16 protein-coding genes and 1 tRNA gene are annotated in these 25768 nt (G+C 54.4%); 9 read left to right on the top strand and 8 right to left on the bottom strand.

Features of this window, described 5'->3' with window-relative positions; genetic code table 11:
- Window positions 1-19: 19 nt before the first annotated feature.
- The 3 genes from SELR_RS11300 to SELR_RS18145 all read right to left on the bottom strand — a co-directional run bounded on the left by SELR_RS11300 (window position 20) and on the right by SELR_RS18145 (window position 6241).
- The gene (locus tag SELR_RS11300; protein ID WP_014425358.1) at window positions 20-2533 is read right to left on the bottom strand and encodes an amino acid permease; all 2514 of its coding nucleotides are present in this window, start codon (window positions 2531-2533) and stop codon (window positions 20-22) included.
- A 15-nt stretch (window positions 2534-2548) separates the two neighbouring features.
- Complete coding sequence (locus SELR_RS11295; RefSeq protein WP_014425357.1) at window positions 2549-5002, bottom strand: amino acid permease; 2454 nt, start codon at window positions 5000-5002, stop codon at window positions 2549-2551.
- A 123-nt stretch (window positions 5003-5125) separates the two neighbouring features.
- Window positions 5126-6241, bottom strand: coding sequence for a chemotaxis protein CheB (locus tag SELR_RS18145; protein ID WP_014425356.1), 1116 nt, complete (start codon window positions 6239-6241; stop codon window positions 5126-5128).
- Between the two features lie 203 nt (window positions 6242-6444).
- Between SELR_RS18145 and secA the strand changes: the two genes are divergently transcribed.
- The 7 genes from secA to SELR_RS11255 all read left to right on the top strand — a co-directional run bounded on the left by secA (window position 6445) and on the right by SELR_RS11255 (window position 18147).
- A complete protein-coding gene (gene secA, locus SELR_RS11285) occupies window positions 6445-9051 on the top strand; it encodes a preprotein translocase subunit SecA (protein WP_014425355.1) in 2607 nt (868 codons plus the stop codon).
- 14 nt (window positions 9052-9065) lie between these two features.
- Window positions 9066-10172, top strand: a complete 1107-nt coding sequence (prfB, locus tag SELR_RS11280) for a peptide chain release factor 2 (RefSeq protein ID WP_014425354.1) — start codon at window positions 9066-9068, stop codon at window positions 10170-10172.
- Between the two features lie 64 nt (window positions 10173-10236).
- Window positions 10237-10932: an LmeA family phospholipid-binding protein gene (locus tag SELR_RS11275; protein ID WP_158645812.1), complete on the top strand. Its 696-nt coding sequence runs from the start codon at window positions 10237-10239 to the stop codon at window positions 10930-10932.
- A gap of 15 nt (window positions 10933-10947) precedes the next feature.
- The gene (locus tag SELR_RS11270) at window positions 10948-13005 is read left to right on the top strand and encodes a DUF5693 family protein (protein WP_014425352.1); all 2058 of its coding nucleotides are present in this window, start codon (window positions 10948-10950) and stop codon (window positions 13003-13005) included.
- Window positions 13005-14096 (top strand): polysaccharide pyruvyl transferase CsaB, encoded by a 1092-nt coding sequence (csaB, locus tag SELR_RS11265; protein WP_014425351.1) that lies wholly within the window; start codon window positions 13005-13007, stop codon window positions 14094-14096. Before SELR_RS11270 ends, csaB begins: the two co-directional genes overlap by 1 nt.
- Window positions 14097-14436: 340 nt before the next feature.
- The gene (locus SELR_RS11260) at window positions 14437-16143 is read left to right on the top strand and encodes a methyl-accepting chemotaxis protein (RefSeq protein ID WP_014425350.1); all 1707 of its coding nucleotides are present in this window, start codon (window positions 14437-14439) and stop codon (window positions 16141-16143) included.
- A gap of 246 nt (window positions 16144-16389) precedes the next feature.
- Window positions 16390-18147 (top strand): methyl-accepting chemotaxis protein, encoded by a 1758-nt coding sequence (locus SELR_RS11255; protein WP_014425349.1) that lies wholly within the window; start codon window positions 16390-16392, stop codon window positions 18145-18147.
- A gap of 55 nt (window positions 18148-18202) precedes the next feature.
- Here SELR_RS11255 and SELR_RS11250 read toward each other — a convergent pair whose 3' ends face one another.
- Complete coding sequence (locus tag SELR_RS11250; protein ID WP_014425348.1) at window positions 18203-19885, bottom strand: DUF4127 family protein; 1683 nt, start codon at window positions 19883-19885, stop codon at window positions 18203-18205.
- 10 nt (window positions 19886-19895) lie between these two features.
- Window positions 19896-20858 carry an AEC family transporter gene (locus SELR_RS11245; protein WP_419789592.1) on the bottom strand — a complete coding sequence of 321 codons (963 nt, stop codon included), beginning with the start codon at window positions 20856-20858 and terminating at the stop codon, window positions 19896-19898.
- Between the two features lie 130 nt (window positions 20859-20988).
- Here SELR_RS11245 and SELR_RS11240 point away from each other — a divergent pair, with 130 nt between their 5' ends.
- Window positions 20989-21606 carry a DedA family protein gene (locus SELR_RS11240; RefSeq protein ID WP_014425346.1) on the top strand — a complete coding sequence of 206 codons (618 nt, stop codon included), beginning with the start codon at window positions 20989-20991 and terminating at the stop codon, window positions 21604-21606.
- A gap of 89 nt (window positions 21607-21695) precedes the next feature.
- On the opposite strand, the gene SELR_RS11235 is transcribed toward SELR_RS11240, so the two are convergent.
- Both SELR_RS11235 and SELR_RS11230 read right to left on the bottom strand, forming a co-directional pair.
- Window positions 21696-21771, bottom strand: a tRNA-Gln gene (locus SELR_RS11235).
- An 83-nt stretch (window positions 21772-21854) separates the two neighbouring features.
- Complete coding sequence (locus SELR_RS11230; RefSeq protein ID WP_014425345.1) at window positions 21855-23249, bottom strand: MATE family efflux transporter; 1395 nt, start codon at window positions 23247-23249, stop codon at window positions 21855-21857.
- A 109-nt stretch (window positions 23250-23358) separates the two neighbouring features.
- On the opposite strand from SELR_RS11230, the gene SELR_RS17855 reads away from it, so the two are divergent.
- Window positions 23359-24231 carry a MerR family transcriptional regulator gene (locus tag SELR_RS17855; RefSeq protein WP_014425344.1) on the top strand — a complete coding sequence of 291 codons (873 nt, stop codon included), beginning with the start codon at window positions 23359-23361 and terminating at the stop codon, window positions 24229-24231.
- Here SELR_RS17855 and SELR_RS11220 read toward each other — a convergent pair.
- Window positions 24170-25633 (bottom strand): AcpB/EbpR/MafR family transcriptional regulator, encoded by a 1464-nt coding sequence (locus tag SELR_RS11220; protein ID WP_014425343.1) that lies wholly within the window; start codon window positions 25631-25633, stop codon window positions 24170-24172. The two genes, SELR_RS17855 and SELR_RS11220, sit on opposite strands and share 62 nt — an antisense overlap.
- Between the last annotated feature and the right edge of the window lie 135 nt (window positions 25634-25768).

Genomic DNA, 25768 nt, shown 5'->3' with positions numbered 1-25768 from the left:
CTCCCGTTATTTGTGTTGTTTATATGATATTGGCGGCTTCCTGTTCCACATGGATGGGGACGGCAGACTGCTTGGCCAGCTGCAAGGTCAGGTTGATGATGATTTCCGTGCCCTGTCCCGGTTCCGAGACTATGTTGAAGGAGCCATGGAAGAGGTCAATCAGATGCTTGGTGATGGCCAATCCCCGCTCCGAGCCTTCCTCTTTGAAGAGCTGTTCCCAATTACAGTCGTGCAGGAGCTGGCTGCTGATTTCCGGCGGCATGACGGCATCGGAATTGCAGATGCGTAGTTCATAATCTGCATAAAGCAGGAATCGGCGCCGGCTGCTGTCTTCGGGCGGTTTATGATAGGCAAAGCCCTTTTGCGCCAGAGTAACGGCAATGCTGCCGCCTACGGGAGTGAACATATAGGCAAGGCTGATGAGGTTCAGGAGGATGCGCTGCAGGCGGTTCTTGTCGCAGTAAACATAGGGATTTTCCAGTTCTGCGGTATAAACCATGAAGTCGATATTCTTGTCCTGCATCTGCTCCGTGAAGATATCCTTGACCTGTTTGAGATTGTAGCGGATATCTGTGGGTACTGGGTAAAGCTTCAGCCTTGTGCTTTGGATGCGGTACACCTTTTCCATTTCCCTGACCAGATGGAGGAAGTAATGGCTGATGGAATCGGTATGGACAAGGCTCTGGTAGAGTCCGTTCAAGGCTTCATGCGGGCAGCAGCCGGCATTCTCTTTGTATTCTTCGCCATTTTCCCGGGCCAGATGCACATAGCTCATGATGGCATTCATGGTGAGGCTGATATCATGGGTCATGTTGGCCAGATAGGCGCCACGGGTATGGCTGGCGCGCTGCTCGGCGATGACTCGTTTGCTCATATCGTGTTCCCGGCGGCGCATGGTGGTGAAGATATCGGCCATGAAGAGCAGAATTAGCATGATGAGTACAATTTGAATCATGCTGTAATGATTTAGCGCATCATGGATGGGGGCATAACCGCCCATTTGGGCCAGCGGGATTTTCGTGACCATGACCTGCCGCAGCCAGAGGGCTGTGGAGAAGAAATTCAGGAATAGCAGCACGGTGCACAGGGTGAAGGATTTGCCGAAGCGTTCCTGCTTGTCGTGCTTAAAGATATACCAATAATAGATGAGCCCCAAAACACTCCAGACCGCCAGCAGCAGATAGGATTCGGTTTCCAATGTGCTGCCTAAAAGCAGGTCGGGGACAATCGGGCAGAAGAAAAAGAACAAGGAAAGTAAAAAACCTGCAATCCCCATGGTTTTACCCGTGGAATCCTGCCCGGATTTGGCCTCTCGATAGCGGCATAAGGATACATAGGCATAGGCGATAGCTCCGCTGATGGTGATGGCATCCACGAGCCAGACAATGGCTGTGCGCCCCAGGAAGGGAATGGGCAGGGATACCAAGAGAATCAGGAAAACTGCTTTGCGGGGTGTGCCGTCATCGGCCTGGGTGGCAAAGACGGCAGGCAAGAGCTCATCTTTGGCCATGGACTGCAGCAGGAAGGAGCAGCCGCGGTAGAGGCCGTTGATGCCGGTGAAAATTCCCGCCAGTACCGTGGCGGCCAAAAGAGCCATGCCACCGGGACCTAAGAGGGCATCAACCCCGTGGAAGACCGGCAGGGCATCAAAGCCTTTCAAGTGGCTTAGAGAAATGATGTATTCGTGCCAGGTGGCAAATTCGGCTGGGCTGCCCATAACGGCAATGGCAATGGGCAGGCTGTAAGCCAAAAAAGTGGCAATCACGGCGCCGACAATAATGGGGAAGGTACGCTGGATGGGAAAGCGGAATTCCTCGCCGCCATGGGTGATGGATTCAAAGCCGAAAAACATCCAGGGGGCTACCATCAGCATACTGAAAATCTGTAAGAAAGGTGTGCCGCCGATATCCGGGTCAAAAGCCGGATAGAAGCTGGCATGGCGGGGACTCATGGCCAGCACGCCGCTGAAGAGCAGCAGGATGCCGAAGAACAGCAGCAGGGCCATCAGTGTATTGACTGGGCGTTTTGCCTTGCCCGCATAGGCAGAAAAGCAGCCAAAGGCAATGAGGACCAGCCATGTGGTGAGAATCTCCCCAGCGTAGACATCGAAGCCGGCCAATTTGTAGTGGAAGCCCCATTGGAGCACGCCGCCAAAATAGAAGCGCGCGAGCACCACCACGGCGGTGGCATTGGCCCAGATGATGGACAGGTAAGTGACAATCAGGGCCCAGGCTGCTAAGAACGCATGGTCATGTCCCATGACCTCTCGTACATAGGCAAAGAAACCGCCGTTATCCCGGTATTTTTGCGCCAGCTTGCAGAAATTGGCGCCGATAATCAGCATGGCGATGCTGCCTAAGGCGATGGCGATAATGCTGCCCACGGGGCCGGCGTGGGGCAGGAAGAGATTGCCCGGCATCATGAAAGCTCCCCAGCCTACGGCACAGCCGAAGGACAGTCCCCAGACATTCAGGGGATAGAGCAGGCGGACATTATTTTTTTCGGCAGTTGCTGTATCTTTTTGCTCCTGCATAAGCACATCTCCTCTCTAGAATTCTGCTGCCGGTTCAAACAGAGGTTCAGCCAGTGGCAGAGGCAGTGTCACGACGATATCCTTGCCCGGTCCCTGTCCGGTGTTGGTGTTGATCTTGATGCTGCCGCCTAAGAGGGTTGTCAGGCCTTGAACGATATAGAGGCCACCCAGGCCGCTGGTTTCGAGCTCGAAGGGCTCGGCCATATGCTGGATGATGGCGGGCGGCATATTGGTGCCCGTGTCGTTGATATGGATTTCATAGATGGCACCGGGCACATCCTGTCCCTGATATTTTACGGCAGCTGGGCCTGTTTCCATCAGGGTTACCATGACGCCGCCAGCATTGGGCGTGAATTCGCAGGCGTTGCTGACCAGATTGATAAGGAGGCGCTCTAAGCGTTGCGTATCGCAGATGACATGGGGGTGAGGCAGTTCAATGGGGTAGACTTCAAAAAAGATATTTTTTTCCTGCATTTTCAGCGCGAATATATCCTTGATATGCTGCAAAGTATACCGCCAATCCATACGGGCAAAATCCAAGGGTATTTTGCCCATTTCTATACCGCCCATTTTCATGTTACGCTTGTCCAGCATGCTGGAAATCAGGCTCATCAGGTACTGGCTGTGGCTGTCTAACTGTCCCAGACAGTTGGCCAGGCGGTCGGGAATGCGATGAGGACAGGATTCCACTGCACAGGCGGAACAAATGGTGCAGTTTTCCAAAGAATGATGGACGGAAAGCTGGGCCGCTTCCATGGGAATGCGGATATCATGGGCCAGATTGCGCAGGTAGGTGTTTTGGGCATGATTGACTTCGTGCTGCTGTTGGAGTGTCCGGGTCATATCGTGTTCCCGGCGTTTCAGCGTGATGAAGATATTGGTCATCAAAAGCAGGATAATCATAATCATAGCCATCTGGACGACACTGTCTGCGACTATAATACTGTAGCCTCCCGTGAAGGAACCGGTGGCAGCATCTTTGAGCCGCTCTTCGGTAACCTGCCGCAGCCAGATGCTGGTGGAGAAGAAATTCAGGAACAGGATCATAATGCACATGGAGGTGCTGTGGCCAAAGCGGTTGTGGGTATCGTGTTTGAATACATACCAATAATAGATAAAGCCCAGAATACTCCAGACTGAAAGCATCAGATAGGATTCTGTATCCAAAGAACCGCCCAATAACAGCCCGGGCAGCAATGGACAGAAGAAAAACAGACAGGAAATGAACACACCAAAGATGCCCCTGAATTTGTCCTGTCGGCTGCCTTCTCTTTTTGCCAGCAGATAGGCGCAGTAGGAAGCATAACCATAGGCGACGGAGCCGACCACTGTGATGACGTCGCAGAGCCAGACAATGGATATCCGTCCCAGGAGGGGAATCAACAGGGAAATAAGCATCACAAAGATGATGGCATTGCGGGGCGTTTCATCCGCGGCCCGTTTGCTGAACCAGGCAGGCAGGACTTCACATCTGGCCATGAAGTACAGCAGGCGCCCGCAGGTGCGGTAAAGTCCCATGAGGCTGGTGATGATGGCGCAGTCGATGGATACGCAGAGAAAGAGCAGTCCTTCTCTGCCGAAAACGGCATGCACGCTATGGAATACCGGCAGTCCGGCAAGTCCCTCAAGATGGGGGCGCTGGGCGATATAGGTAGTCCAGGAGGCGTATTCCGGCGGGATGGACATGATGGCCATGGCCGCCAGCAGGATATAGATAAGTCCGCCGCTGAGCACGGCTGCGATGACAATGGGAAAGAGTCTTTTGCTGGAAAAATCAAAATCATCGCAGGCATGGGTGACGGCCTCAAAGCCGAAGAACATCCAGGGAGCCAGCATCACCATACTGAAGATCTGCATGATGGGATTGGTATAAGTTTGGAAGGCCGGCTTGAATACGCTCGTGTCTACCTGACTGAACATGGCTGCGGACAGGATAATGACAGACAGAAAAAAAAGGATGGCGCAAAAGGTGTTCAAATAGCGGGCCAGCGTGCCGCTGTAGCAGGTGAACAGGCCAAAGACGATAATGACCAGCCAGACAGCCAGCATCTCGCCGAAGTAGATGTCAAAGCCGGCAATGGTATAGAGATAGCCCCAGGAGAGCAAGTCTCCGTGCAGGAAGCGGAACAGCAACACAGTGGCTGTGGCGTTGGCCCAGAGAATGGAAAGATAGGCGATCAGAAGAATCCAGGCCGCCAGAAAGGCATGGTCATGGCCGATGATGTTGCGGACATAGGCTACGATGCCGCCGTCGTCATGGTATTTTTCGGCCAGACGGCAGAAATTGGCGCCGATAACCAGAAGCAGCGCCGTGCTGATGCCCATGGCCAGCATGGTTCCCAACGGCCCTGCTGTGGGAATGAAGAGATTGGCGGGCACCATAAAAGCACCCCAGCCCACCGCACAGCCCAGGGAAAGTGCCCAGACATGCAGCGGGGAGAGCAGGTTCTTCTGCGTTTGCTTATCCATATAGAACGCTCCTTCCAGTTCGTTGAGCTTACAGGCAAATAATATTTTTGGATAATTTCGCCTTTTGTGGCAGAAATTCCTTCTATAATGAAAAAAAGCCTCCCCTGAGTGGGAAGGCTTTGCCTATCTTACGATCTTATATATGGCCTGGGGGATGCTTAGAAGCGGCAGCTGCTGCTGTACAGCACCAATTTCAAAAGCGGCCTTGGGCATGCCATAGACGGTGGAGCTGGCGGCGTCCTGACCGATGGTGGGGGAGCCGAGGTTGCGCATCTTGAGGAGCCCTGCGGCGCCGTCCTTGCCGATGCCGGTGAGGATGATGCCCATGGCATGATTGCCTGCGATGTCAGCTACGCTGTCAAAGAGCACGTCCACGGAGGGACAGACGCTGTGCACCGGCGGCCCAGGCTTGCATTCCAGCATATAACGGGTGCCCATGCGGGAGATGGTCATATGCTTGGCTCCCGGCGCGATGTACACATGGTTAGGCAGCACCACATCGCCGCTGACGGCTTCCTTGACGGTCAGTTTGCTTTCCGTATTGAGGCGCTCAGAGAACAGCTTGGAGAACATCGGCGGGATATGCTGGACGATGACGATGCCCGGCAGGGGCGGTTCCAGCTTCGTGATGATGGCGGATAATGCTTCGGTGCCGCCGGTGGAGGCACCCATGGCAATCAGATCGATATGGGCTGCATTTTGCGGCACATTGATCATGGGCTCCATGGGGGAAGGCGCCGGCTTGGGCGGTGGCGGCGGCTGGGCAGGTCTTGAGGCCCGCCAGATTTCCCGGGTGACCACAGCTCCGCCGCCGATATCGGCAGAACTAAGGGAGGCAGTGGAGTTCTTTCCCTGGGATACAAGCAGGGCACTGACCAGATTCTCATAGAAGGGTTCCATGGGCTGCCCGATGGAGGGTTTCTTCAGATAATGAGAAGCACCCAGGATCATGGCGGCCTTTTGTCCGCTTTCCAGGATGCCATAGGTAACAATGGGCACCTGGGGATATTTCTTGACCAGCAGGGGCAGGAATTTCTCCTGATTCACCAAAAGAGAGCCCAGGGCAAAGTTCATCACGATGATGGTGGGCTTGAAAATGGGCAGCTTATCCATGGCCTCGGCGGGCTTAGCGGCGTGTTCCACCAGACTGCCGCTGGGGAGACGTCTTGATAGCTCCTGCACCAAGGTGTTTTGGAATGTTATGGAGTTGTCAATGGCAAACACCCTTAAATCCCGCATAAGCCCCTCCGCCAGTATTATACAATCACTACCTTTACTTATTCACCATTGTATCATAAAATCCTGCCGGCAGGTAGCGGGTTACAGTGAAATCTTTGCGCAGCAGGAGCAGCGCCCCGGAATCCTGCGTATCATTGACTTATGGGGGCTTCTTTGTTAATATTGATAGGTGAGTTTATAATTAATGTTAGGAGTGATTTTGTTTGCTGGGATTTCTCAAAAGATTCTTAGGCGACAATAACGATAAAGAGATTGCCCGTTATCGCGAGGTTGTCGAAAAGATCAATGCCTTAGAGCCGCAGATGGCGAATCTGACCGACGACAAACTGGTGGGTTATACGGGAAAGTTCAGGGAGCGTCTGGCCAATGGTGAGACCTTGGATGATTTCCTGCCGGAAGCCTTTGCCGTCGTGCGCGAAGCTTCCCGCCGTACGCTGGGCATGCGCCATTTCGATGTGCAGATGATCGGCGGCATGTGCCTGCATGAAGGCCGCATTGCCGAGATGCGTACCGGTGAAGGTAAGACCCTCGTCGCTACGCTGCCGGTTTACCTCAACGCTTTGACCGGCAAGGGCGTTCATGTCATCACCGTCAATGACTATCTGGCCCGCCGCGATATGGAGGAAATGGGCCGTCTGTACCGTTTCCTGGGCCTGACGGTTGGTCTGGTTGTCCATGATATGGATTTCCCGGAACGCAAATACGCCTACAGCTGTGACGTGACCTTCGGTACCAACAACGAGTTCGGTTTTGACTACCTGCGCGACAACATGGTCATCTATCCCGACCAGATGGTGCAGCGGGAACTGAACTTTGCCATCGTCGATGAGGTGGACTCCATCCTGATCGATGAGGCCCGTACGCCGCTGATCATCTCCGGCCCCGGTGCTAAGTCCACGGATATGTATGCCACAATGGCCCGGGCCGTAGCCACCCTCAAAGAGGGCGATGACTATACCGTCGATGAAAAGCAGAAGACGGTTGCGCCGGCAGACAGCGTGGTGCCGAAGATCGAGAAGATGCTGGGCATCAGCAATCTCTATGCCCCGGAAAATATCGAGCTTTCCCACTGCTTCACGGCCGCTCTGCGGGCCAAGGCCCTCATGAAGCGCGACCGGGATTATGTGGTGCGTGATGATGAAGTCATCATCGTCGATGAATTCACGGGCCGCCTCATGGAAGGCCGCCGCTATTCCGATGGCCTCCACCAGGCAATCGAAGCCAAAGAAGGCGTCAAGATCCAGCGGGAATCTCAGACACTGGCTACGATCACCTTCCAGAACTACTTCCGCATGTACAACAAGCTGGCCGGTATGACTGGTACGGCCAAGACCGAGGAAGACGAGTTCCTGAAGATCTACAATTTGCCGGTCATCGTGGTGCCCACCAACAAGCCGGTACAGCGCGTGGACTATCCGGATCTCATCTACAAGAACAAGGCGGCCAAGTATCGGGCTGTGGGCAAGTTCGTCAAGGAACTCCATGAAAAGGGACAGCCGGTGCTGATCGGTACTACCTCCATCACCCAGTCGGAGGAACTCAGCAGCGTACTCAAGAAGAACGGCATTCCCCATAGCGTGCTGAACGCCAAGTTCCATGAAAAGGAAGCCGAGATCATCGCCGATGCCGGTCAGAAGGGCGCTGTGACCATTGCCACCAACATGGCTGGCCGTGGTACGGATATCAAGCTGGGCGAAGGCGTGCCGGAACTGGGCGGTCTCTTCATCGTGGGTACGGAACGTCATGAGTCCCGCCGCATCGACAATCAGCTGCGCGGCCGTTCCGGTCGTCAGGGTGACCCCGGTGCCTCCCGTTTCTTCCTGTCCCTGGAAGATGACCTGCTGCGTCTCTTTGCCTCTGACCGCATTGCGGGCATGATGGATAAATTGGGCATGGAGGAAGACGAGCCCATCGAGCACCGCATCATCACCAACTCCATCGAGCACGCCCAGAAGAAGGTCGAAGCCCGTAACTTCGATATCCGCAAACACGTGCTGGAATACGATGATGTCATGAACCAGCAGCGCGAAGTCATGTATGGCGAGCGCCGCAAGATTTTGCTGGGTGAGAACCTGCGGGAAAACATCATGGGCATGGTGAACCATATCATCAAGGATGAGATGAACCAGTACGCCAATGAACAGCTCTATCCGGAAGAATGGCAGCTGGACGGCCTCATTGAAGATGCCGAGAAGATCTATGCTCCGGCAGGTCTCTTGAAGAAGGAAGAGCTGGTGGAACTCAGCCGCGACGAACTCAAGGAGCGCTTGGAGAAGACGGCTGCCGATGGCTATCAGCAGCGTGAACTCCTGTTCGGCGAAGAGAACATGCGTGAACTGGAGAAGGTCGTCATGCTCCGCGTGGTGGACAGCAAGTGGATGGAACATCTCGACCATATGGATATGCTCCGCGACGGCATCAACCTGCGGGCTTATGGTCAGCGCAATCCGCTGGTGGAATACAAGATCGAGGCCCTCGATATGTTCGAGGAGATGGAAAGTGCCATCATGGACCAGATTGCCTCCCTCATGTATCATGTCAGCATCGTGACGCCGGAGCAGCAGGCTGCGGAAGAAGCCGGCGAACCGGTGGAAGCCAGCGTAACCCAGAAGCAGAAGCTGGAAGAGACCATCAAGCAGCAGCGCTCCCAGCTCTCTGACCATCTGAATACGGCCCAGGCCAGCCATGGCGACGAAGTCAGCACGGCTACGGCCAAGAAGGCCCAGGCGGCAGAAAAAGTCGGCCGCAATGATCCCTGTCCCTGTGGCAGCGGCAAGAAGTACAAGAACTGCTGCGGACGTAACAAATAAGAAAGGTGTAAAGAATGCTTGAAGATTTAAAACCCCGGTTGGGCGAACTGAAGGAAAAGCTGGACCATATGGGCGAAGCTTTGGAAATTCCCCGCAAGGAAGAGAAGATCGCCGAGCTGGAATACAAGATGGGCGAGCCTACATTCTGGGATGATGCAGAAGCTGCCCAGAAGCTCAATCAGGAACTGGCGGATCTGAAATCCGGCGTGGACAAGTATAAATCCCTTGTGGCTAAGCATGAAGATGCAGAAACCCTGCTGGAAATGGGCCTCGAAGAGGATGATCCCAGCATGGAAGACGATGTCAAGGCTGAGCTGGATGAAGTGGCCGAAGGCCTGGAGGCCCTGCAGCTGGAAGTGCTGCTCTCCGGCCCCTATGATGCCAACAATGCCATTCTGACACTGCATGCCGGTGCGGGCGGAACGGAAGCCCAGGACTGGACGCAGATGCTGCTGCGCATGTATGGCCGTTGGGCTGAACGCCACGGCTTCACCGTGGAGACGGCAGACCTGCTGCCCGGTGATGAAGCCGGTGTCAAGTCCGCCACCCTCTTCATCAAGGGGCATAATGCCTATGGCTTCCTGAAGTCGGAAAAGGGCGTGCACCGCCTCGTGCGCATTTCGCCCTTCGATGCCAATGCCCGCCGTCATACGTCTTTCTCGGCCTGCGATATCATGCCGGAAATCGATGACGCGGTGGAAGTGGACATCAATATGGCGGATGTCCGGGTGGATACCTACCGCGCTTCCGGTGCCGGCGGTCAGCACATCAACAAGACGTCTTCGGCTGTGCGCATGACCCATGAGCCCACGGGGATCGTGGTACAGTGCCAGAACGAGCGTTCCCAGCTCCAGAACCGCGAGCAGTGCATGAAGATGCTGCGCGCCAAGCTCTTCGAGCTGGAAATGGAGAAGAAGGAAGCAGAACTGGCCAAGCTCGAGGGCGATCAGCAGAATATCGAATGGGGCAGCCAGATCCGTTCTTACGTATTCCAGCCCTACACCATGGTCAAGGACCATCGTACGAGTCAGGAAACCGGCAACGTGCAGGCCGTGATGGATGGCGATATCGATCCCTTCATCCGTGCGTTCCTGGCAGCCAAAGCCAACCATGAAATTTAATTAATCTTTTACGGAGTCAGGATGCAGCATGCTCCTGGCTCCTTCTTATGGGGGGGCACGGATTTTGCGAAAGGGCTTGACTATTGCAGGTGCTTTATTCATAATTATAATCGTGTTCAGTGAGACGGTGTTGCCCTGGCTGGCTCAGGAGACGCTGCAGACGCGCATGAGTGAGCGCCTGGCCACTCATGATGCGCAGGTATCCGTGGACAGCCGTCCTGGATTCCTGCTGGCACTGGGGGTGGTGCAGCACGTCCATGGCGTGGCCCATCAGGCCAAGGTGGGGCAGGTCTATTTCCGGGAAATCAGCCTTACCGGGGAGAATGTGCGACTCAATGTTCAGGACTTATGGACTGCCGGCAAGGTGGCCATGAAGTCTGCGGACAAGCTTACCCTGACGGGGTCCCTGGATGAGGAGAATCTGCGGGAGGTTCTGACCCGCAAACTGGAGCGGATAGATAATGTGCAGGTGACCATTGAGCCTACAGGCATCATGGTGACGGCTGATACGAAGGTCTTTGGCCGGACTGTGGACATTGAGATGGAAGGCAATGTGGTGGAAGAGGCCGGTTCCCTGTATTTTCAGATGACGCATTTAGCCATGAAGAACAGCCGTTTTGGCACGGCAAAGCTCAATGATATGTTTGGCAATATCCAGCTGGCGGCGCCCGGCAGGCTGCCCCTGGGCATGCAGTTCCAAAATGTCCGGCAGACCCAGGGGGCAATTGTCATTACGGCTGGCTTAGATAATGTGGAATAAGGTGGAAGAAGGATAATGAAGGATTTTAGCTACAACCGGGGATTGGTGCTGGTAATCATCATTGGCTTGATTGCCGCACTGACCATCGGTTTTGCCCGTCATGGGGTGGAACAGAATAATCGTCAGGTGGATATGGCCATTGACTATGAAGGCCTGCTGGAACTGGCGGAACGGGAAGGTTTGCCCGCGGATGAGGTGCTGGCCAAGGCCAAGGAAGCCGGCATCACTTCGCTGGCGGTATACGATACCACCTTCAAGAAACTCAATGCCAACGGCAAGGCCACGGCCATTGCCGGCAGTGAGATCCTGGCCAATTACCATAGCGGTGCGCTGGCCGATCCTATGTGGCGGCAGCTGGTGGCCGAGGGCAAGATCCTCGGCAATGAGGTCTATATCGTGGGGCACGATGCCCGCACCTGGAAAGAGCTCAAGGAAGATGTGCCCCGCCGTTTAGGCAGTGACCGGGTGCAGCTGCTGCAGGTAGGCACGGAAGAAGTGATGGCGGTAAAAGTCCATTACGAATCCTTCCTCAAGATGAACATCGGCATGCCTACGGACGAGATGGAAGCCGTCAACAAGGCCGGTTTCTATGTGTTGGCACGCCCCAGCAACTACGAGAACTGTAAGAAAGAGGATGTGGAGGCCGTCTTCAACCGTCTCCATGACTATAAGATTTCCGAAGTGGTCTTCTCCGGTGCCCAGAGTCTGGGCGCTGGCAAGGCCCTGCAGGCCACCATCGATGAGCTGAAAAAGCGCGATCTGACGCTGGGCCTGATCGAGGGTGTAACCCAGCTGCAGTTCTACAAGCAGGACGGCATGGAGGAAATCGCCAAGGGCATTGGCTATGACAAGATTGCCCGCGTCTATTCCATTCCGAAGGACGAACAGCCCAAGCTGAAGATTGATACCGCTGTGGAACGCTGGTCCAATACGGACGAGGAGCGCAATATCCGCGTGGATCTGCTGCGCATTTACGACAAGCCCTCGCCCAATATGAGCCTGTTGGAAACCAATATGAAATATTTCCAGGATACCCATGATATCCTGGTATCCCATGGCTATACCATCGGCCCGGCTGGCACCTTTGCCGCCTTCTATCCCAGCAAGGTCCTGCGGGCTCTGGTCATGGCCGGTGTAGCTGCCGCGGCCGTGCTCTATCTGAGCCTGGTGGTTCCGGCGCTGAATGTTTCCGTGAAGAAACAGTGGCTGCTCTTTGCCATCTTTGCCCTGTGTGCGGCTGTGCCAGTACTGATGGGCAATGGCGGCAAGATCCGCGTGCTGGCAGCACTGGCCAGTGCCAACCTGTTCCCGGCAATCGCGGTCATCTTCCAGCTGGACCGTATCCGCTATCTGCGGGATAAGATGACGCTGGGCTTTGGCAAAATGCTCGTTACGGGGGTGTTGGCCCTGTTTGTGACGGGGGCCCTGTCCTATGTGGGCGCAGCTTATCTGTCCGGCTCTTTGGCCGATACGGAATACCTGCTGGAATTCCAGATCTTCCGGGGCATCAAGCTGACCTTTGTGCTGCCGCTGATCCTGGTGGGCATTGCCTTCCTGCAGCGCTTTGATGTCTTCGACGGCCGCATGGACGACACGGAAGGCGTCATGAACCAGATGAAGAAGATCCTGGACATGCCGGTGAAGATCAAGACACTCTTTGTGATGTTCCTGGTACTCGTTGCCGGCGTGGTCTTTGTGGCCCGCAGCGGCCATACCTCCGGCATGCCGGTATCGGCAACGGAACTGAAGTTCCGCGCCTTTTTGGAGCAGGCCTTCTACGCCCGTCCCCGCACCAAGGAACTCATGATCGGCCATCCGGCCTTCATGCTGGCGGTCATGGCCTTCTGGCGCAAATGGCCCACCATGATCTTCTTCGGCCTGGTGCTGATTGCCACCATCGGTCAGGGTTCCATGGTGGAAACCTTCGCCCATATGCGCACGCCGGTCTACATGTCCTTCATGCGCGGCATTGGGGGCATTGTGCTGGGGGCTGGCATCGGCGCCATTGCCATGATGCTGATACAGTTGTGGCAGACCGTTATTTCACGAGCAAAGGAGCGTAAGGCAGCGTAATGAGCAGAATCGTCGTATCGGGATACTACGGCTCGAAAAATGCCGGGGATGAGGCCATGCTGGCCGCCATGTTGGAAGTCCTCGGCGATCTCGATCCCAAACTACATATTACGGTGATTTCTGCCGATCCGGAGGATACGCGCAAGCGTCACGGAGTAGATGCCATCTCCTGGCTGGGCTTTCCGGCCATCATCCGGGAACTGCGGCAGGCAGATCTATTGATCAGCGGTGGCGGCAGCCTTCTGCAGAACGTCACCAGCCGCCGCAGCCTCTATTATTACATGGTCATCATCATGCTGGCCCACTTCCTGGGAACCAAGGTGATGCTCTATGCTCAGGGCATTGGCCCCATCATCGGGCGGATTGCCCGCTGGGCCATGGGGTATCTGGGCAACCATGTGGATCTGATCACTGTCCGGGATGAAGGATCCCTGAAGGAACTGGCCCGCTTGGGTATCAACAAGACCATTATCGAATGCACGGCCGATCCGGTGCTGGCCATCCATCCCGTAGGCAAGGAAGCCGGCCGGGCCATCTTCAAGGCCTATCATGCTGATGGAGCCAAACCTGTGCTGGGGATTTCCGTGCGGGAATGGCAGGGTTGGCGCCACTATAAGGAAGTCCTCGCCGAGGTTTCTGATATGGTGGTGCGGGAATTGGGGGCAAGGGTGATATTCATCCCCATGCAGTTCCCGGATGATGTCAAGGCCGCCCAGGCCATTGCTGCCCTGACGCAGGAAGAGTGCACGGTCCTGAAGGACGAATACACCACCAGCGAGTTCCTGTCCCTGGTGGGGAATATGGATCTGGTGCTGGGCATCCGCCTTCATGCGCTGATCTTCGCCGGCGTGATGGGCGTGCCCATGCTGGGCATTTCCTACGATCCTAAGATTGACCGCTTCCTGGCCTCCATCGGTGAAGAACCTGTAGGCAATCTCAAGGATGTCACGGCAGAGGAACTGATGCAGGAGATCCGCCGTAAGTGGAATGACAAGCAGACCTTCCGTCAGCGGAATGGTGAACTGCTGGCACAGTTGCGGGACATGGCTGCCCATAATGCAGAATTGGCTGTAAATCTGGCACATAAATAATGTATACATCACATGATTATGCTCTAACGGATCGTTAAAAGATGACATTTGTCACTTGACAAATAAAAAAATTTAGCAGGATAATTAAAAGTTCTTCACTATAGAAGACTATATAAAAAGAATATATTGCAGGAATGACCACTATTCCAGGATGGGATAGTGGTCATTCTTTAATTTACATGAAAATATTTATCAATAAATCAATTTGGAATAAACTTTTATAGTGCAAAGGTCCTAAATTCATGTTATCTTTTAAGAGCGTTATTCACAAACGCTTAAAGATGTAAGCAGTATCGAAGAGCCGTCGGGATACGGCCGAGGAAGAAAGGCAAGTGAGGAAATGAGATTGAAGGACATTCGTATTGGAGCTAAGATTTTGGTGCTGGTGGTTATCGGTATCATCGGCATGGCAATTCTGAGTTTTTCCGGGTATAGCGGCATGAGTAAGGCCGGGGATGACCTTGACAACATGTACCACCGGAAGTTGAAGGCAACGCGTTTGCTGGGAAATGAGATCAACTACACCCGCAAGGTTCAGCTGGGGGTGACCAAACACATCATCGATCCGAAGGACGAGCAGATTATAGCGTACGTCAAAGAAGCAATGGACAGCTATGAAAAGACCTGGCCGGAATATAAGGAGCTGGCCATGCGGGCGGATAATATCGCTCCCAAGATTCCGGAAGTGGAGAAACAGTGGATCGAGTACAAGCAGGGCATCATGGAAGTGAAGCGCCTCACAGATGCTGGCAAGAAGCAGGAAGCCTGGGATCATTACAAGAAAATGGAGAATGGCATCACCAAGGATCTGGTGGCCAGCCTGCATAATCTGGAAAAATTGGCCAATGACAATGCCGATGCCCTCAATGAGGAAGTTACGGAAAACAATGCCCATGAGATGTTCATGATGATCGTGACGACGATCCTGTGCTTTGCAGCGCTGATGGGGGTGGCCTTCTTCATCATCCGGGATATCATGACCACGCTGGAACAGATGGTTCAGGAATGCAATCAGATGAAGGATGGGGACTTCCGACTTAACGAACATTATGAACCCCGTGGCGATGAGCTGGGACAGATGGAAGCTGCCATGCAGGAAATGCGCCGCTCCCTGAACAAACTCATGCGTACAGTCAGTGATTCAGCAGAACAGATGGCCGCTTCCTCTGAAGAGCTTTCTGCCAGCGCAGGACAGGCCGCCCAGGCCGCCGGTCAGGTGGCGCAGTCGGCTGCGGAAGTGGTGGAATCGGTGGAACATCAGCAGCAGGCTGTTATGGAAAGCAACGAGTCCGTGCAGAATGCGGAAGCCTCCGTCGAGGAGATCCGCCAGAAATCCGCCAAGGTTGAGGAGAATTCTTCTGCTGTAGCCCAGCGCGCAGAAGCGGGCAATGACTCCATTGATGATTCGGTCCGTCAGATCAAGGATGTAGAGGTAACCGTAACTTCTTCCGCCAAGATGGTAGACCGCTTGGGCGAGCGATCCAAGCAGATCGGTGAGATCGTGGATGCCATGACGGGGATTGCCGAGCAGACCAACCTGTTGGCCCTGAATGCTTCCATTGAGGCAGCCCGTGCCGGTGACCATGGCCGCGGCTTCAAGGTTGTGGCCGAGGAAGTCGGCAAGCTGGCCCAGGAATCCAAGGAGTCCGCCGAGAAGATTGCAAATCTTGTCCGGGAAATCCAGAATGATACGGAAAATGCTGTGATTGCCATGCGTTCCGGTAAGGAAGCCGTCATCACAGGTGCTCAGAGCGTGGAATCCCTGCGTACCATGTTCGAGGAGATCAATCAGCTGGTGGTGGGCGTATCCGGTGAGATCAGCCATGTTACCGATGCCATCCATTCCGTGGCGGACGCAACCAACGAGATTGCCAGTGAGATGAACGATATCAACAGTTACAGCGGTAAGGTGGCCAGCGAAATGCAGGCCGTATCTGCTGCCACGGAAGAGCAGTCCGCTTCGGCCGAGGAAATCGCTGCTGCCAGCGAGGCTCTGGCAACCCTGGCCCAAGGGCAGCAGGAAGCTTTGTCCCACTTCCGCTTCTAACGCCGGAAAAAAGTATACAATAAACATCATACACATAAATTAGGACTAAATATCGCAGTGAGATAACAAAAACAGCAATGTCCCAAGAGATGACCGTCAATCAGAAAAGGATTGGCGGTTTTTCTTTAATTTACGCGAAAATAACAAGCAATTCGGCGATTTAGAATAAACTTTCCTAGTGCAAAAGTCCTAAATACATGTTATGTTTAGAGCGTACTTTTTCACAAGGTACAGGAAGAGACGTAAGTGGAATCGAGCGGCCATAGGGAACGGCTGCGCAGAAAGGCAAGTGAGGAAATGAGACTGAAAGACATTCGTATTGGGTACAAAATCCTGGTGCTGGTTGTTATTGGCATCATTGGTATGGCAGTCCTGAGCTTTTCGGGGTATAGTGCTATGAGCAAGGCCGGGGATGACCTTGACAATATGTACAACCGCAAGCTGAAGGCAACGAGGATGCTGGGCGACGAGATCAACTATATGCGGATGATCCAGGTGCGGATTGTCAAGCATATCCTGGACCCTAAGGACGCCAAGATCAATGCGTCCATTGATGAAGCGGTCAGCAGTTATGAGAAGACCTGGCCCGAGTATAAGGCCTTGGGAATGAGAGCGGAAAAGGCTGCGGCGGAGATTCCCAACACGGAGAAAAAGTGGGCCGAGTATAAGAGCGGGATCGAACAGGCCCGGAAACTGGCTGATGCAGGCAAGACTCAGGAGGCATGGAGCTATTACAAAGGCGTGGAAGCCGGCGTGACGCAGGACCTCCTGAAGAGTCTGGTTGCATTGCAGAAAGTTGCCGATGATAATGCAGAAGCCCTCAATGAAGAGATCGCTGAGCGGAATCAGAGTGAAATGTTCCTGATGATCATTACGACCGTATTGTGTTTTGCGGTTTTGATGGGCATTGCTACCTTCATTATCCGGGATATCATGACCTCTCTGGACAAGATGGTGGCGGAATGCCGTCGGATGAAAGATGGGGATTTCAGACTTAATGATGATTATGAACCCCGGGGTGACGAGCTGGGCCATATGAGTGAAGCCATGCAGGCGATGCGAGAATCCCTTAATAAGCTCATGCGTCATGTCAGCGAATCTTCCGAGCAGCTGGCCGCATCTTCAGAGGAACTCACCGCCAGTGCCGGGCAGGCTGCCCAGGCAGCTACCCAGGTTGCCCAGTCCGCTACGGAAGTTGTGGAGTCCGTGGAACATCAGCAGCAGGCTGTGATGGGGAGCAATGAGTCGGTTCAGAGCGCTGAAGCTTCGATTGAGGAAATCCGTCAGAAATCTGTTCAGGTAGAGGAAAATTCCTCCATGGTGGCCAAGCGGGCGGAAGAGGGCAATATGTCCATCGATAATTCGGTCCGTCAGATCAAGGATGTGGAGGTAACGGTGACTTCATCGGCAATGATGGTAGATCGACTGGGCGAACGCTCCAAGCAGATTGGTGAGATTGTGGATGCCATGACCGGTATTGCTGAGCAGACCAACCTGTTGGCCCTGAATGCTTCCATTGAGGCTGCCCGTGCCGGTGAGCATGGCCGAGGCTTCAAGGTGGTAGCTGAAGAAGTCGGCAAGCTGGCCCAGGAATCCAAGGAATCTGCTGAAAAGATCGCAGGCCTTGTCCGGGAAATCCAGGATGATACGGAAAATGCTGTGATTGCCATGCGTTCCGGCAAGCAGGCTGTAATTGAGGGTGCTCATAGTGTAGAAGCCCTGCGCACCATGTTCGAAGAGATCAATCAGCTGGTGGCAGGTGTCTCCGGTGAAATCACCCATGTGACGGAAGCCATCAACGCTACGGCTGATGCCACGAATGAAATTGCCGCCGAGATGAGCAATATCAATAGCTACAGCGGCAAGGTGGCCAGCGAAATGCAGGCTGTATCCGCCGCTACCGAAGAGCAATCTGCCTCGGCTGAGGAGATCGCCTCCGCCAGTGATGCCCTGGCTACGCTGGCCCAGAGCCAGCAGGCGGCCTTGTCTCACTTCCGCTTCTAAGACATTCCTGAAACATATAGATGAAAAGGGTAACGCCCGTTTGAGCGTTACCCTTTTATGATGTTGAAGTTTGATAGAGATACGGCGTGGTTTCCAGATAAATCTCAAAGGTCCTGGGCCAGGGGAAACTGAGTTCCATGGTCAGGTCGTCCATAAAGACGGTGAAAGCTCCCTGCGGGGTATCGATTCTTACCGGTGCTTTCAGGGCTTTGCTCTGTTTATAGGCAGCCAGATGCTTCTGCATGCTCTCCTGCAGCATGGAATTGGCCCAGCGCCAGTTATGTTCCAGATCCAGATCGGCGGTATTGCGGTAGCCGGCTTTCTTGAGTGTATGGTTGACGGTATCGATATCTTCCTTCAGATAGAAGTAATCTTCCAGTATGCGGTTTTGCAGGAAATGGATATTGCTCGCCATGGTGCCCAAGGCTTCTTCCGGACTCTGGGCATTTTTTTGTGCGCTGAGGTAAAGGCTGGCCGAAGCGGTTGCCGTGCCGACGGCGTTGCTGGCCGTATTCCAGCCGGCATAGGCGGTCAGGGCATTCAGCGGGATATCCTTGGCCAGCAGCAGGGGAAGCAGCGTTTCCTGTGCCATGAAGTGTTTGGACAGATCCACCAGGGCGATATGCTTTGACTGGTTCAGATAGCCTTTCAGTTCCTGAACATTGCGGGCGCGAAGGCTGACGGTATCCTGTTCATAATCATTGGCGGAAAGGTAGAGAATCAGGTCAGCCTCGTCAGGGGAGGCCGCTTCCCGGCCGCCTGACAAATCGATCTTTTCCCGGGCGACAGTGGCCATATCGATGGCCATATAGGGCATGATGGTGCCAGCGGTGGCAGGATGGTTATAGGCGATATAGATTGCGGGCTGATAACCGGCAGACTCATTCTGATAGGCCGTCAGCATGGTCAGGGCGATCTCATCGGCGCCGTGGGTGATGACCGCCTTATCTTCAGGAAGTCCCTCCTGCTGCATAAAGGCCCAGAGATGGGCTTTGGCGATATTGGGGATGCTGTATTCCTCGCCATCGTCCTGTCCCAGTACCAATCTGGTCAGAACGCCCTCCTTGACCAGGGCGATGAGTTTGCGGTTCAGGGCTTCGTTTTCATCAAAGTGCTGCAGGTATTTCTGCATGTTTTGGGGGCTGATGGCCTGTTCCAGCCGGGAGAGCTCCCCTTCGTCCACAGGAAGGCCGGCGTATTGGCGTCCCTTCAGGCGGGAATAGGCCAGCAGATCCTTTTTCTCCTGATAGCCGTCAATGGTATCCTGAGGCGTCTGCCGGGGCAGGATGCTGAAGGCCAGCAGGGGCTTATTTGGATTTTCCTGATGGAGCTGGCGCAGGAAGGCAATCAGCTCGTCCTGCTGGGCCGGTGTGGCTTCTTTTTCCCGGGCGGCCAACAGCCCCCCGTAGAGCAGCTGGTCGATGGAGATAATGGCCGCTTCCTGCTGGGGCAGGTTTTCCTGCAGCCATTTCCGCATGCCTGCTGTATCGCCGGGGGCGGAGTAATAGTCCTGAAGCTCTGAGGGGGGCGTGTTGACCGCATAACCGGCGATGGCACCGGCATCTATGACGAATTGCCGGCAGGGCGGGCGGCCGTCCAGGGGAATCAGCAGGATGCTCTTAGAGGGCGTGTTGGGCTGGATAATGGTGCCTGCTGGCACAGCCGGATGCAGGGCGTAATGCCAGCAGGCAAAAGCCAGGCCGAGCACAAGGAAGATCAAAATATAGATTCGCTTCACAGTTCAAACCTCAATGCAGGCAGAAGAATAACAAAGGGAAAATAACCAGCAGGAAAGCCGCCGTGGTGATAACGAAGGAGGACACGCAGAGATCCGTATTGAGCTTGTAGAGCTTGCAGGCCAGCACGGCATTGATGGCCGTGGGGCAGAAGGTCAGGATCATCAAAGTGCCCCGCAGCAGGGAATCGCTGACGAAGAAATAGGTGATGGCGTTGAAGATCAGCGGCGTGATGACGAAGCGCAGCAGGGTAAGGGTCTGGATATTGCGGGCATAGCGGCGCACCTGCCGGAAGTCGATCAGGAAGCCCACGGGCAGCATGGCAATCCAGGCGCCGATATGCACGAGGCTCTGGAAGATCTCCCCCAGCACAGGCGGGCGCTGGATGCCGTTGGCATTGAGGATCAAACCGGCAACCATGCCCAGCAGGCTCAGCTGGTTGATGGAAAAGAACATTTCCCGGAAATTATGGCTGGGGCTGGATTTCCGCAGGGAAGCGCTGTGCTTCAGATAGAAATACTGGGCCATGGGAAAGACCACGATGCAGAGCAGGATGTTCTGTGTCGTGCCGATAAGCTGGGCATAGGCATAGCCCTGCTCGTTGTAGAGGATGAAGGCGCATACCCCGCCCAGGGTGCCCAGATTGGCCAGCATGGCGCTGGCGATGAAGGCACCCCGGTCCAGGAGATTTTCCATGCGGCTGGCAAAGACGAGCCAGCCAATGGCTCCGGGCAGCAGTACTAAAGCCGCGCCGAACAGCGGCACCAGCAGCAGGTTCCAGGACAGAGGCAGTACCCAGAAACTAAGCAGGGACAGGGTGGTGTAGACACAGATGACATTGAAGCGGATGACCTTGTTGATGATGTTGTCGGACACCCAGTGGCGGTGGTGCATAAAATAGCCCACCACCAAAGGGCAGATCAGGTCAGTCAGCACATAGAGGATACGCAGGGATGCACCTTCCAAAAGAGTCACTCCTTCATTAAATAGGAAACAATACAACTATCCTATCATTTTTCCGCAACGGTGTAAATGGGACATTTTGCCATTGCATAGCGACGGTTTCTAGGGTATAATAGCCGAAGATACGAGAAAGGAGATTGCAATGGAACACTTTTCAACGATTTTTTTGGATTTCATCGCTTCCTGGGGATATGTGGCGGTGGCTATCCTGATGGCTGCGGAGAATGCCTGCATTCCCATTCCCAGTGAGCTTATCCTGGGCTTTGCTGGCTATCTGATCTTTGCTGACCAGATGACGTTTACAGGGGCCCTGGTGGCCGGTATGGTGGGCGGCATGGCTGGCTCCATCTTCGCCTATGCTGTGGGGCATTATGGCGGCCGTACTTTTGTGGATAAATATGGTCATTATTTCTTCGTCAAGAAATCCCATGTGGATATCGCTCAGAACTGGTTTGATAAATACGGGCTCAAGGCCGTGTTCTTCAGCCGCATGCTGCCGGTGGTGCGCACCTTCATCTCCCTGCCCGCAGGCTTTGCCCATGTGGACATGAAGAAATTCCTGAGTCTGACCTTCCTGGGTTCCCTGCCCTGGACGGCACTGATTCTCTTCGCCGGCATGATGCTGGGCAAGAGCTGGGAGATCATGCTGGCCATCGGTCATCAGGCAAGCCTGATCTTCGTGGGCATCTGTGCCGTGGTGATTGCCGTGATGTACCTGCGCTATCGCAAACGCAAACAGCAGAAACAAGTATTGGAATAAAAAAATCGCTGGCTTAGGCCGGCGATTTTTCTTATTCTTCGATTATCATGCAAAAAAGGAGCCGCTATGCGACTCCTCAAAATTTCAATTGGCAGGGGTAGCTGGACTCGAACCAACGCATGCGGGATTCAGAGACCCGTGCCTTACCAACTTGGCGATACCCCTGTGTGACGTCTGTCAACAGAAATATATTATACGGATATCCACCGTGCTTGTCAACAGTTTTTTTGATTTTTTTCAAAAATATTTCAGGCCGGCAATTTGGGCGAATGGATCTTGCCCTGTCGTTGACGTCGTTTCTGGCCCAGCTGCTGAAAACTCTGCCGCTGGTCATAGAGCAGGAAGCAGGATAGGACGACGGCGGCCATATCGGCTGCCGGTACTGCCAGCCAGACGCCGCTGAAGCCGATCAGCTGGGGCAGCAGCAGCAGGAAGATCACGATACCGGCCAGATTCCGGGCAAAGGAGGCCAGGGCTGAGGTTTTGCCATCGGCAATGGCGGTAAAGAACCCCGAGGTAAAGAGGTTGAAGCCGGAAAGCAGGAAGCTGAAGCTGAAGAGCAGGAAGCCATTGACGGTCAGCGTGTAGACGGAACCGCCATCCGGCAGGAACAGGCTGATAAGGGGTTCTGCCAAAATGCGGGAACCGGCAAAGGCCACCAGGGAAAAGGCAAAAATTCCCAGCAGGGCCATTTTCAGCAGCCGCACAAGTTCCAGATAATTCTTGGCCCCGTACTGATAGGAGAAAAGCGGTGCGATGCCATTGTTGAAGCCCATCAGCACGGAGGTCAGCAGCATTTCGGCATAGAGGATGACCGAGATGGCAGCTACGCCGTCCTCTCCTGCCCAGGAGAAGGTGATGATATTGAAGAGGAAGGTGGTCAGGCCTACGGAAATTTCCGTTACCAGTTCGGAGGAGCCATTATACATGGCCTGTCCCAGGGCTTTCCATTCCCATGCAGGCCGGCAGAAGCGGAGCAGACGGCTGCGGCAGCTGAAGTAGTGCAGGCCGATCACTGCGGCGGCGGTCCCGCCCAGGCCGGTACCCAGAGCCGCACCGACAATGCCAAGCCCCATATGGGCCATGAAGAGATAGTCCAGCAGGGCATTCAGCACGCCAGAGACCACGGAGACCATAAAGCCCTGAATGGGACGGCCGTCGGCGATGAAGAGAGCATTGAAGATCAGCATCAAGGCCGCCGTGGGGAAAAAGGGCAGCAGGGCGGTTAGGTAATTTACACATTCTGCATAAAGGGCCGGACTGGCCCCTAAAAACATGAGCAAAGGCTTATGCATAAGCCAGAGCAGCAGAGCCAGGATCGTGCTCAGCGTGGCACCGCTGATGGTGATCAGGGTAAATCGTCTGTTGGCAAGCTCGCGATTACCCTCGCCCAGGGTTTTGGCAACCAATGCCGAACCGCCGGCGGCGAGCATAATGGCCAGCCCCAATACGAGATTGAAAGCCGGGTAGACGATGTTGGAAGCAGCCAGAGCGTCACTGCCAACGTAGCGGCCAATCAGGATGCCATCGGTGACGGTATAGAGGGAGATGATGATCATCATACCGATGGAGGGGGCCGCAAACTTCAGCAGTGACCACATACTGTGGTGATAAGCCAGGGGATTATGTGTTTTTGTTGACATAAAGATTTTCCTTTCTGCAAATATGGAATAAACTTCTTGAACCGTAGAGGTTCCTCGTGTATATTAAGCATAAAGGATACAGTAACTGTAATGTCAAGGGGGAGTTTTCATGGCGCGTCATATGACATTCCATGTGGGGGAATTTGCCCGGATGACCGGGGTGAACAAGCGTACCCTCCACTATTATGACAGCGAGGGCATCTTCAGCCCCGAGGCAGTGGAGAGCAATGGCTACCGGGCCTATTCCTCCCGCCAGTTCTACCCCTTCTATATGATCCGGATGTTTCGGGATATGGGCCTGGACTTGTCCGAAATCAAGGAGTATATGGAAGGGCGTACGCCGGAGAAATTTGCGGCGTTGCTGGCAGGTCAGGAGCAATGGCTGGATCAGGAAATGAAAAAGCTGCAGCGCATGAAACAGATTGTGGTCAATCAGCGTCATGTGCTGCAGCAGGCGGAAAAAGTCAGGCTGAACATGGTGGAAGAGGTGGAAATGCCCGGTCAGCGGCTGGTGGTGTCAGAAAATCTGCGCCAATTTTACCTGCAGGAGGATTGGAATGGCGTGGAACAGAAATTTGCCACCTATATGCGGGATATCATGGAAGGGGAAGTGCTCACCGGCTATACCTTCGGGGCCATGGTTGCCCCTGAGGATTTTATGCGGCCGGGGGGAGAACAGATCGTAAGCTATTTTTACGTGCCCACGGATCAAAAATGGCGCACCCTGCCCAAAGCCCAGCGGCGGCTGAAGGCTGCCGGGCGTTTTGTGGTGACCTATTTTGCCGGGAATTATATGAACACCACCGCTTCCTATGAATTGCTGCGCGGCTATATGTCCGACCATGGGCTGATGCCTGCCGGGCCCTCCTATGAGGAAAGCCTGTTGGAGGATATGAGTACCAGCAATGCAGAGGAATTCATCACCCGCGTTGCTGTGCCAGTGCAAGCAGCCGGGCCAGCAGCGTCCATTCCCGCTGATTGAAGGCAGCGTGGAGGGACAGGGTGGAATGGCCTTGCGTGACAATCTTCACCGGCAGATTGGTGATGAGAATATCATAGCCTTCATGGGGCAGTGCGAATTTTATGTGGAAATCATCCCGGAAACGGGAGATGATTTCCTTTTTTATTTTCTCTTCATAGATGGGGCCGTAATCGGTCAGCAGGGAGAGGCGGATGACAGGCTCGCCGGCGGCCAGGTCGAAATACTGGCTGCACAGCAGGATGTAATGGGGGAGCAGATAGCGCTCATCGGCAAAACAGCGGCCGCAGGAATGGGGAGCCAGGGAGGCAAACAACTTCGCCATGCGTTGGGCAAAGGCAGGATAGCTTTGCTGATATGTCTTGAGAAAGGGATAGCGCTCCAACAGATCGGAGCTGCCGCTGAGCAGGGCGCCATGGAAATGCAGCCGGTGGAGCTTCAGGCGGAAACTCGGGGAGCCCATGCCCATCCACTGGGGAAAATAGCGGGCAAAGACCGCCAGGAAATGGTCCGTGGCCGTCAGCGGCAGGCAGTCAAAGCCCCGGACGTCCCGGGCGGCGGCAAAGAGCCGCTGCTGTACATTCATGCCAAAGGGAAAGGCGTGGAGCAGGTAAAAGACAAATTGACATTCCGGAGGAGTGGCGGGCAGATGGAGCCGCTGGAAAAAGCGCTGGATGGCAGGCAACACGGTGCTGTAGGCTTCATTGTCCAGACCGAGTTCTGCCGGCAATGGTTTGGTTAGGCAGTGGCGCAGGCTCAGGCGGTGCGCGATAACCGCCAGCCAGTAGGAGAAATGCTTGCGGTCACTGATGGACATAGGAGCATCGAGACTGCCCAGGATATCATCGATGGCATTCATCACCAGCTGACGGGAGATGGAGGGAAATGGCCAGGCATAGCCCCGGTAGATCTGCAGGTAAAAATTGTTGTAGAAATAGCGGATCTGCATTTCCTCGCCATCCAGCCGCATATCGGCAGCGTCAAGGGTTAGGGAAAAAGCTGCCAGAGCCTCCCGCATGGGGGAAAGGGTCCGGTAAAGGGAGGCGGAACTGACGAAATGGGCCAGGCAGAAAGCCGTGGTCGTGTCCGTGGTCTCCAAAAACAAATTATGGAAGAAATCATAGGTCAGGGATTGCTGCGCCAATTTGGTGTAGACGCTATGGATGCTGAGCCAGAGGGCGCGGCAAAGGCGGATGCCCAAGGCGGCACTGCGTTCAATGGCCAGTTCTTCGGGGGCATAGCTGGAAAGCTGTGTGGTGAGATTCTGCAAATATTTATAGATGGTGCGCTCGGATAAGCCGAGCTTTTCGGCTAGTTCCTGACAGGAAAAATAGCGTTCGTCAGAATCCAGCAGGCTCAGCAGAGCATATTCTTTTTGCAGGTTTTTGTCCAGGATGGGGAGCATGAGGAGCCTTCTTTCTTATGGAGAATGGATCTCTATTCGCAATATTTGCCGTATATTGTGGCAAGTATTGATGAAAATAGAGTTGTTTCGTGTGTTAAGCTTATATGCGTGCAAGCAGGGACAGGAAAAGTTATC

It is taken from the genome of Selenomonas ruminantium subsp. lactilytica TAM6421, from assembly GCF_000284095.1.
GTDB classification, from domain to species: domain Bacteria; phylum Bacillota; class Negativicutes; order Selenomonadales; family Selenomonadaceae; genus Selenomonas_A; species Selenomonas_A lactilytica.
Note: the sequence above shows the minus strand (reverse complement) of the source record. Positions and strands in the feature narration are given on the sequence as shown.

Excerpts from the sequence above, each read along its gene's own strand:
- SELR_RS11300 (WP_014425358.1), bottom strand. The coding sequence starts at position 2,533 with ATGCAGGAGCAAAAAGATACAGCAACTGCCGAAAAAAATAATGTCCGC.
- SELR_RS11295 (WP_014425357.1), bottom strand. The coding sequence starts at position 5,002 with ATGGATAAGCAAACGCAGAAGAACCTGCTCTCCCCGCTGCATGTCTGG.
- SELR_RS18145 (WP_014425356.1), bottom strand. The coding sequence starts at position 6,241 with ATGCGGGATTTAAGGGTGTTTGCCATTGACAACTCCATAACATTCCAA.
- prfB (WP_014425354.1), top strand. The coding sequence starts at position 9,066 with ATGCTTGAAGATTTAAAACCCCGGTTGGGCGAACTGAAGGAAAAGCTG.
- SELR_RS11270 (WP_014425352.1), top strand. The coding sequence starts at position 10,948 with ATGAAGGATTTTAGCTACAACCGGGGATTGGTGCTGGTAATCATCATT.
- csaB (WP_014425351.1), top strand. The coding sequence starts at position 13,005 with ATGAGCAGAATCGTCGTATCGGGATACTACGGCTCGAAAAATGCCGGG.
- SELR_RS11260 (WP_014425350.1), top strand. The coding sequence starts at position 14,437 with ATGAGATTGAAGGACATTCGTATTGGAGCTAAGATTTTGGTGCTGGTG.
- SELR_RS11240 (WP_014425346.1), top strand. The coding sequence starts at position 20,989 with ATGGAACACTTTTCAACGATTTTTTTGGATTTCATCGCTTCCTGGGGA.
- SELR_RS11230 (WP_014425345.1), bottom strand. The coding sequence starts at position 23,249 with ATGTCAACAAAAACACATAATCCCCTGGCTTATCACCACAGTATGTGG.
- SELR_RS17855 (WP_014425344.1), top strand. The coding sequence starts at position 23,359 with ATGGCGCGTCATATGACATTCCATGTGGGGGAATTTGCCCGGATGACC.
- SELR_RS11220 (WP_014425343.1), bottom strand. The coding sequence starts at position 25,633 with ATGCTCCCCATCCTGGACAAAAACCTGCAAAAAGAATATGCTCTGCTG.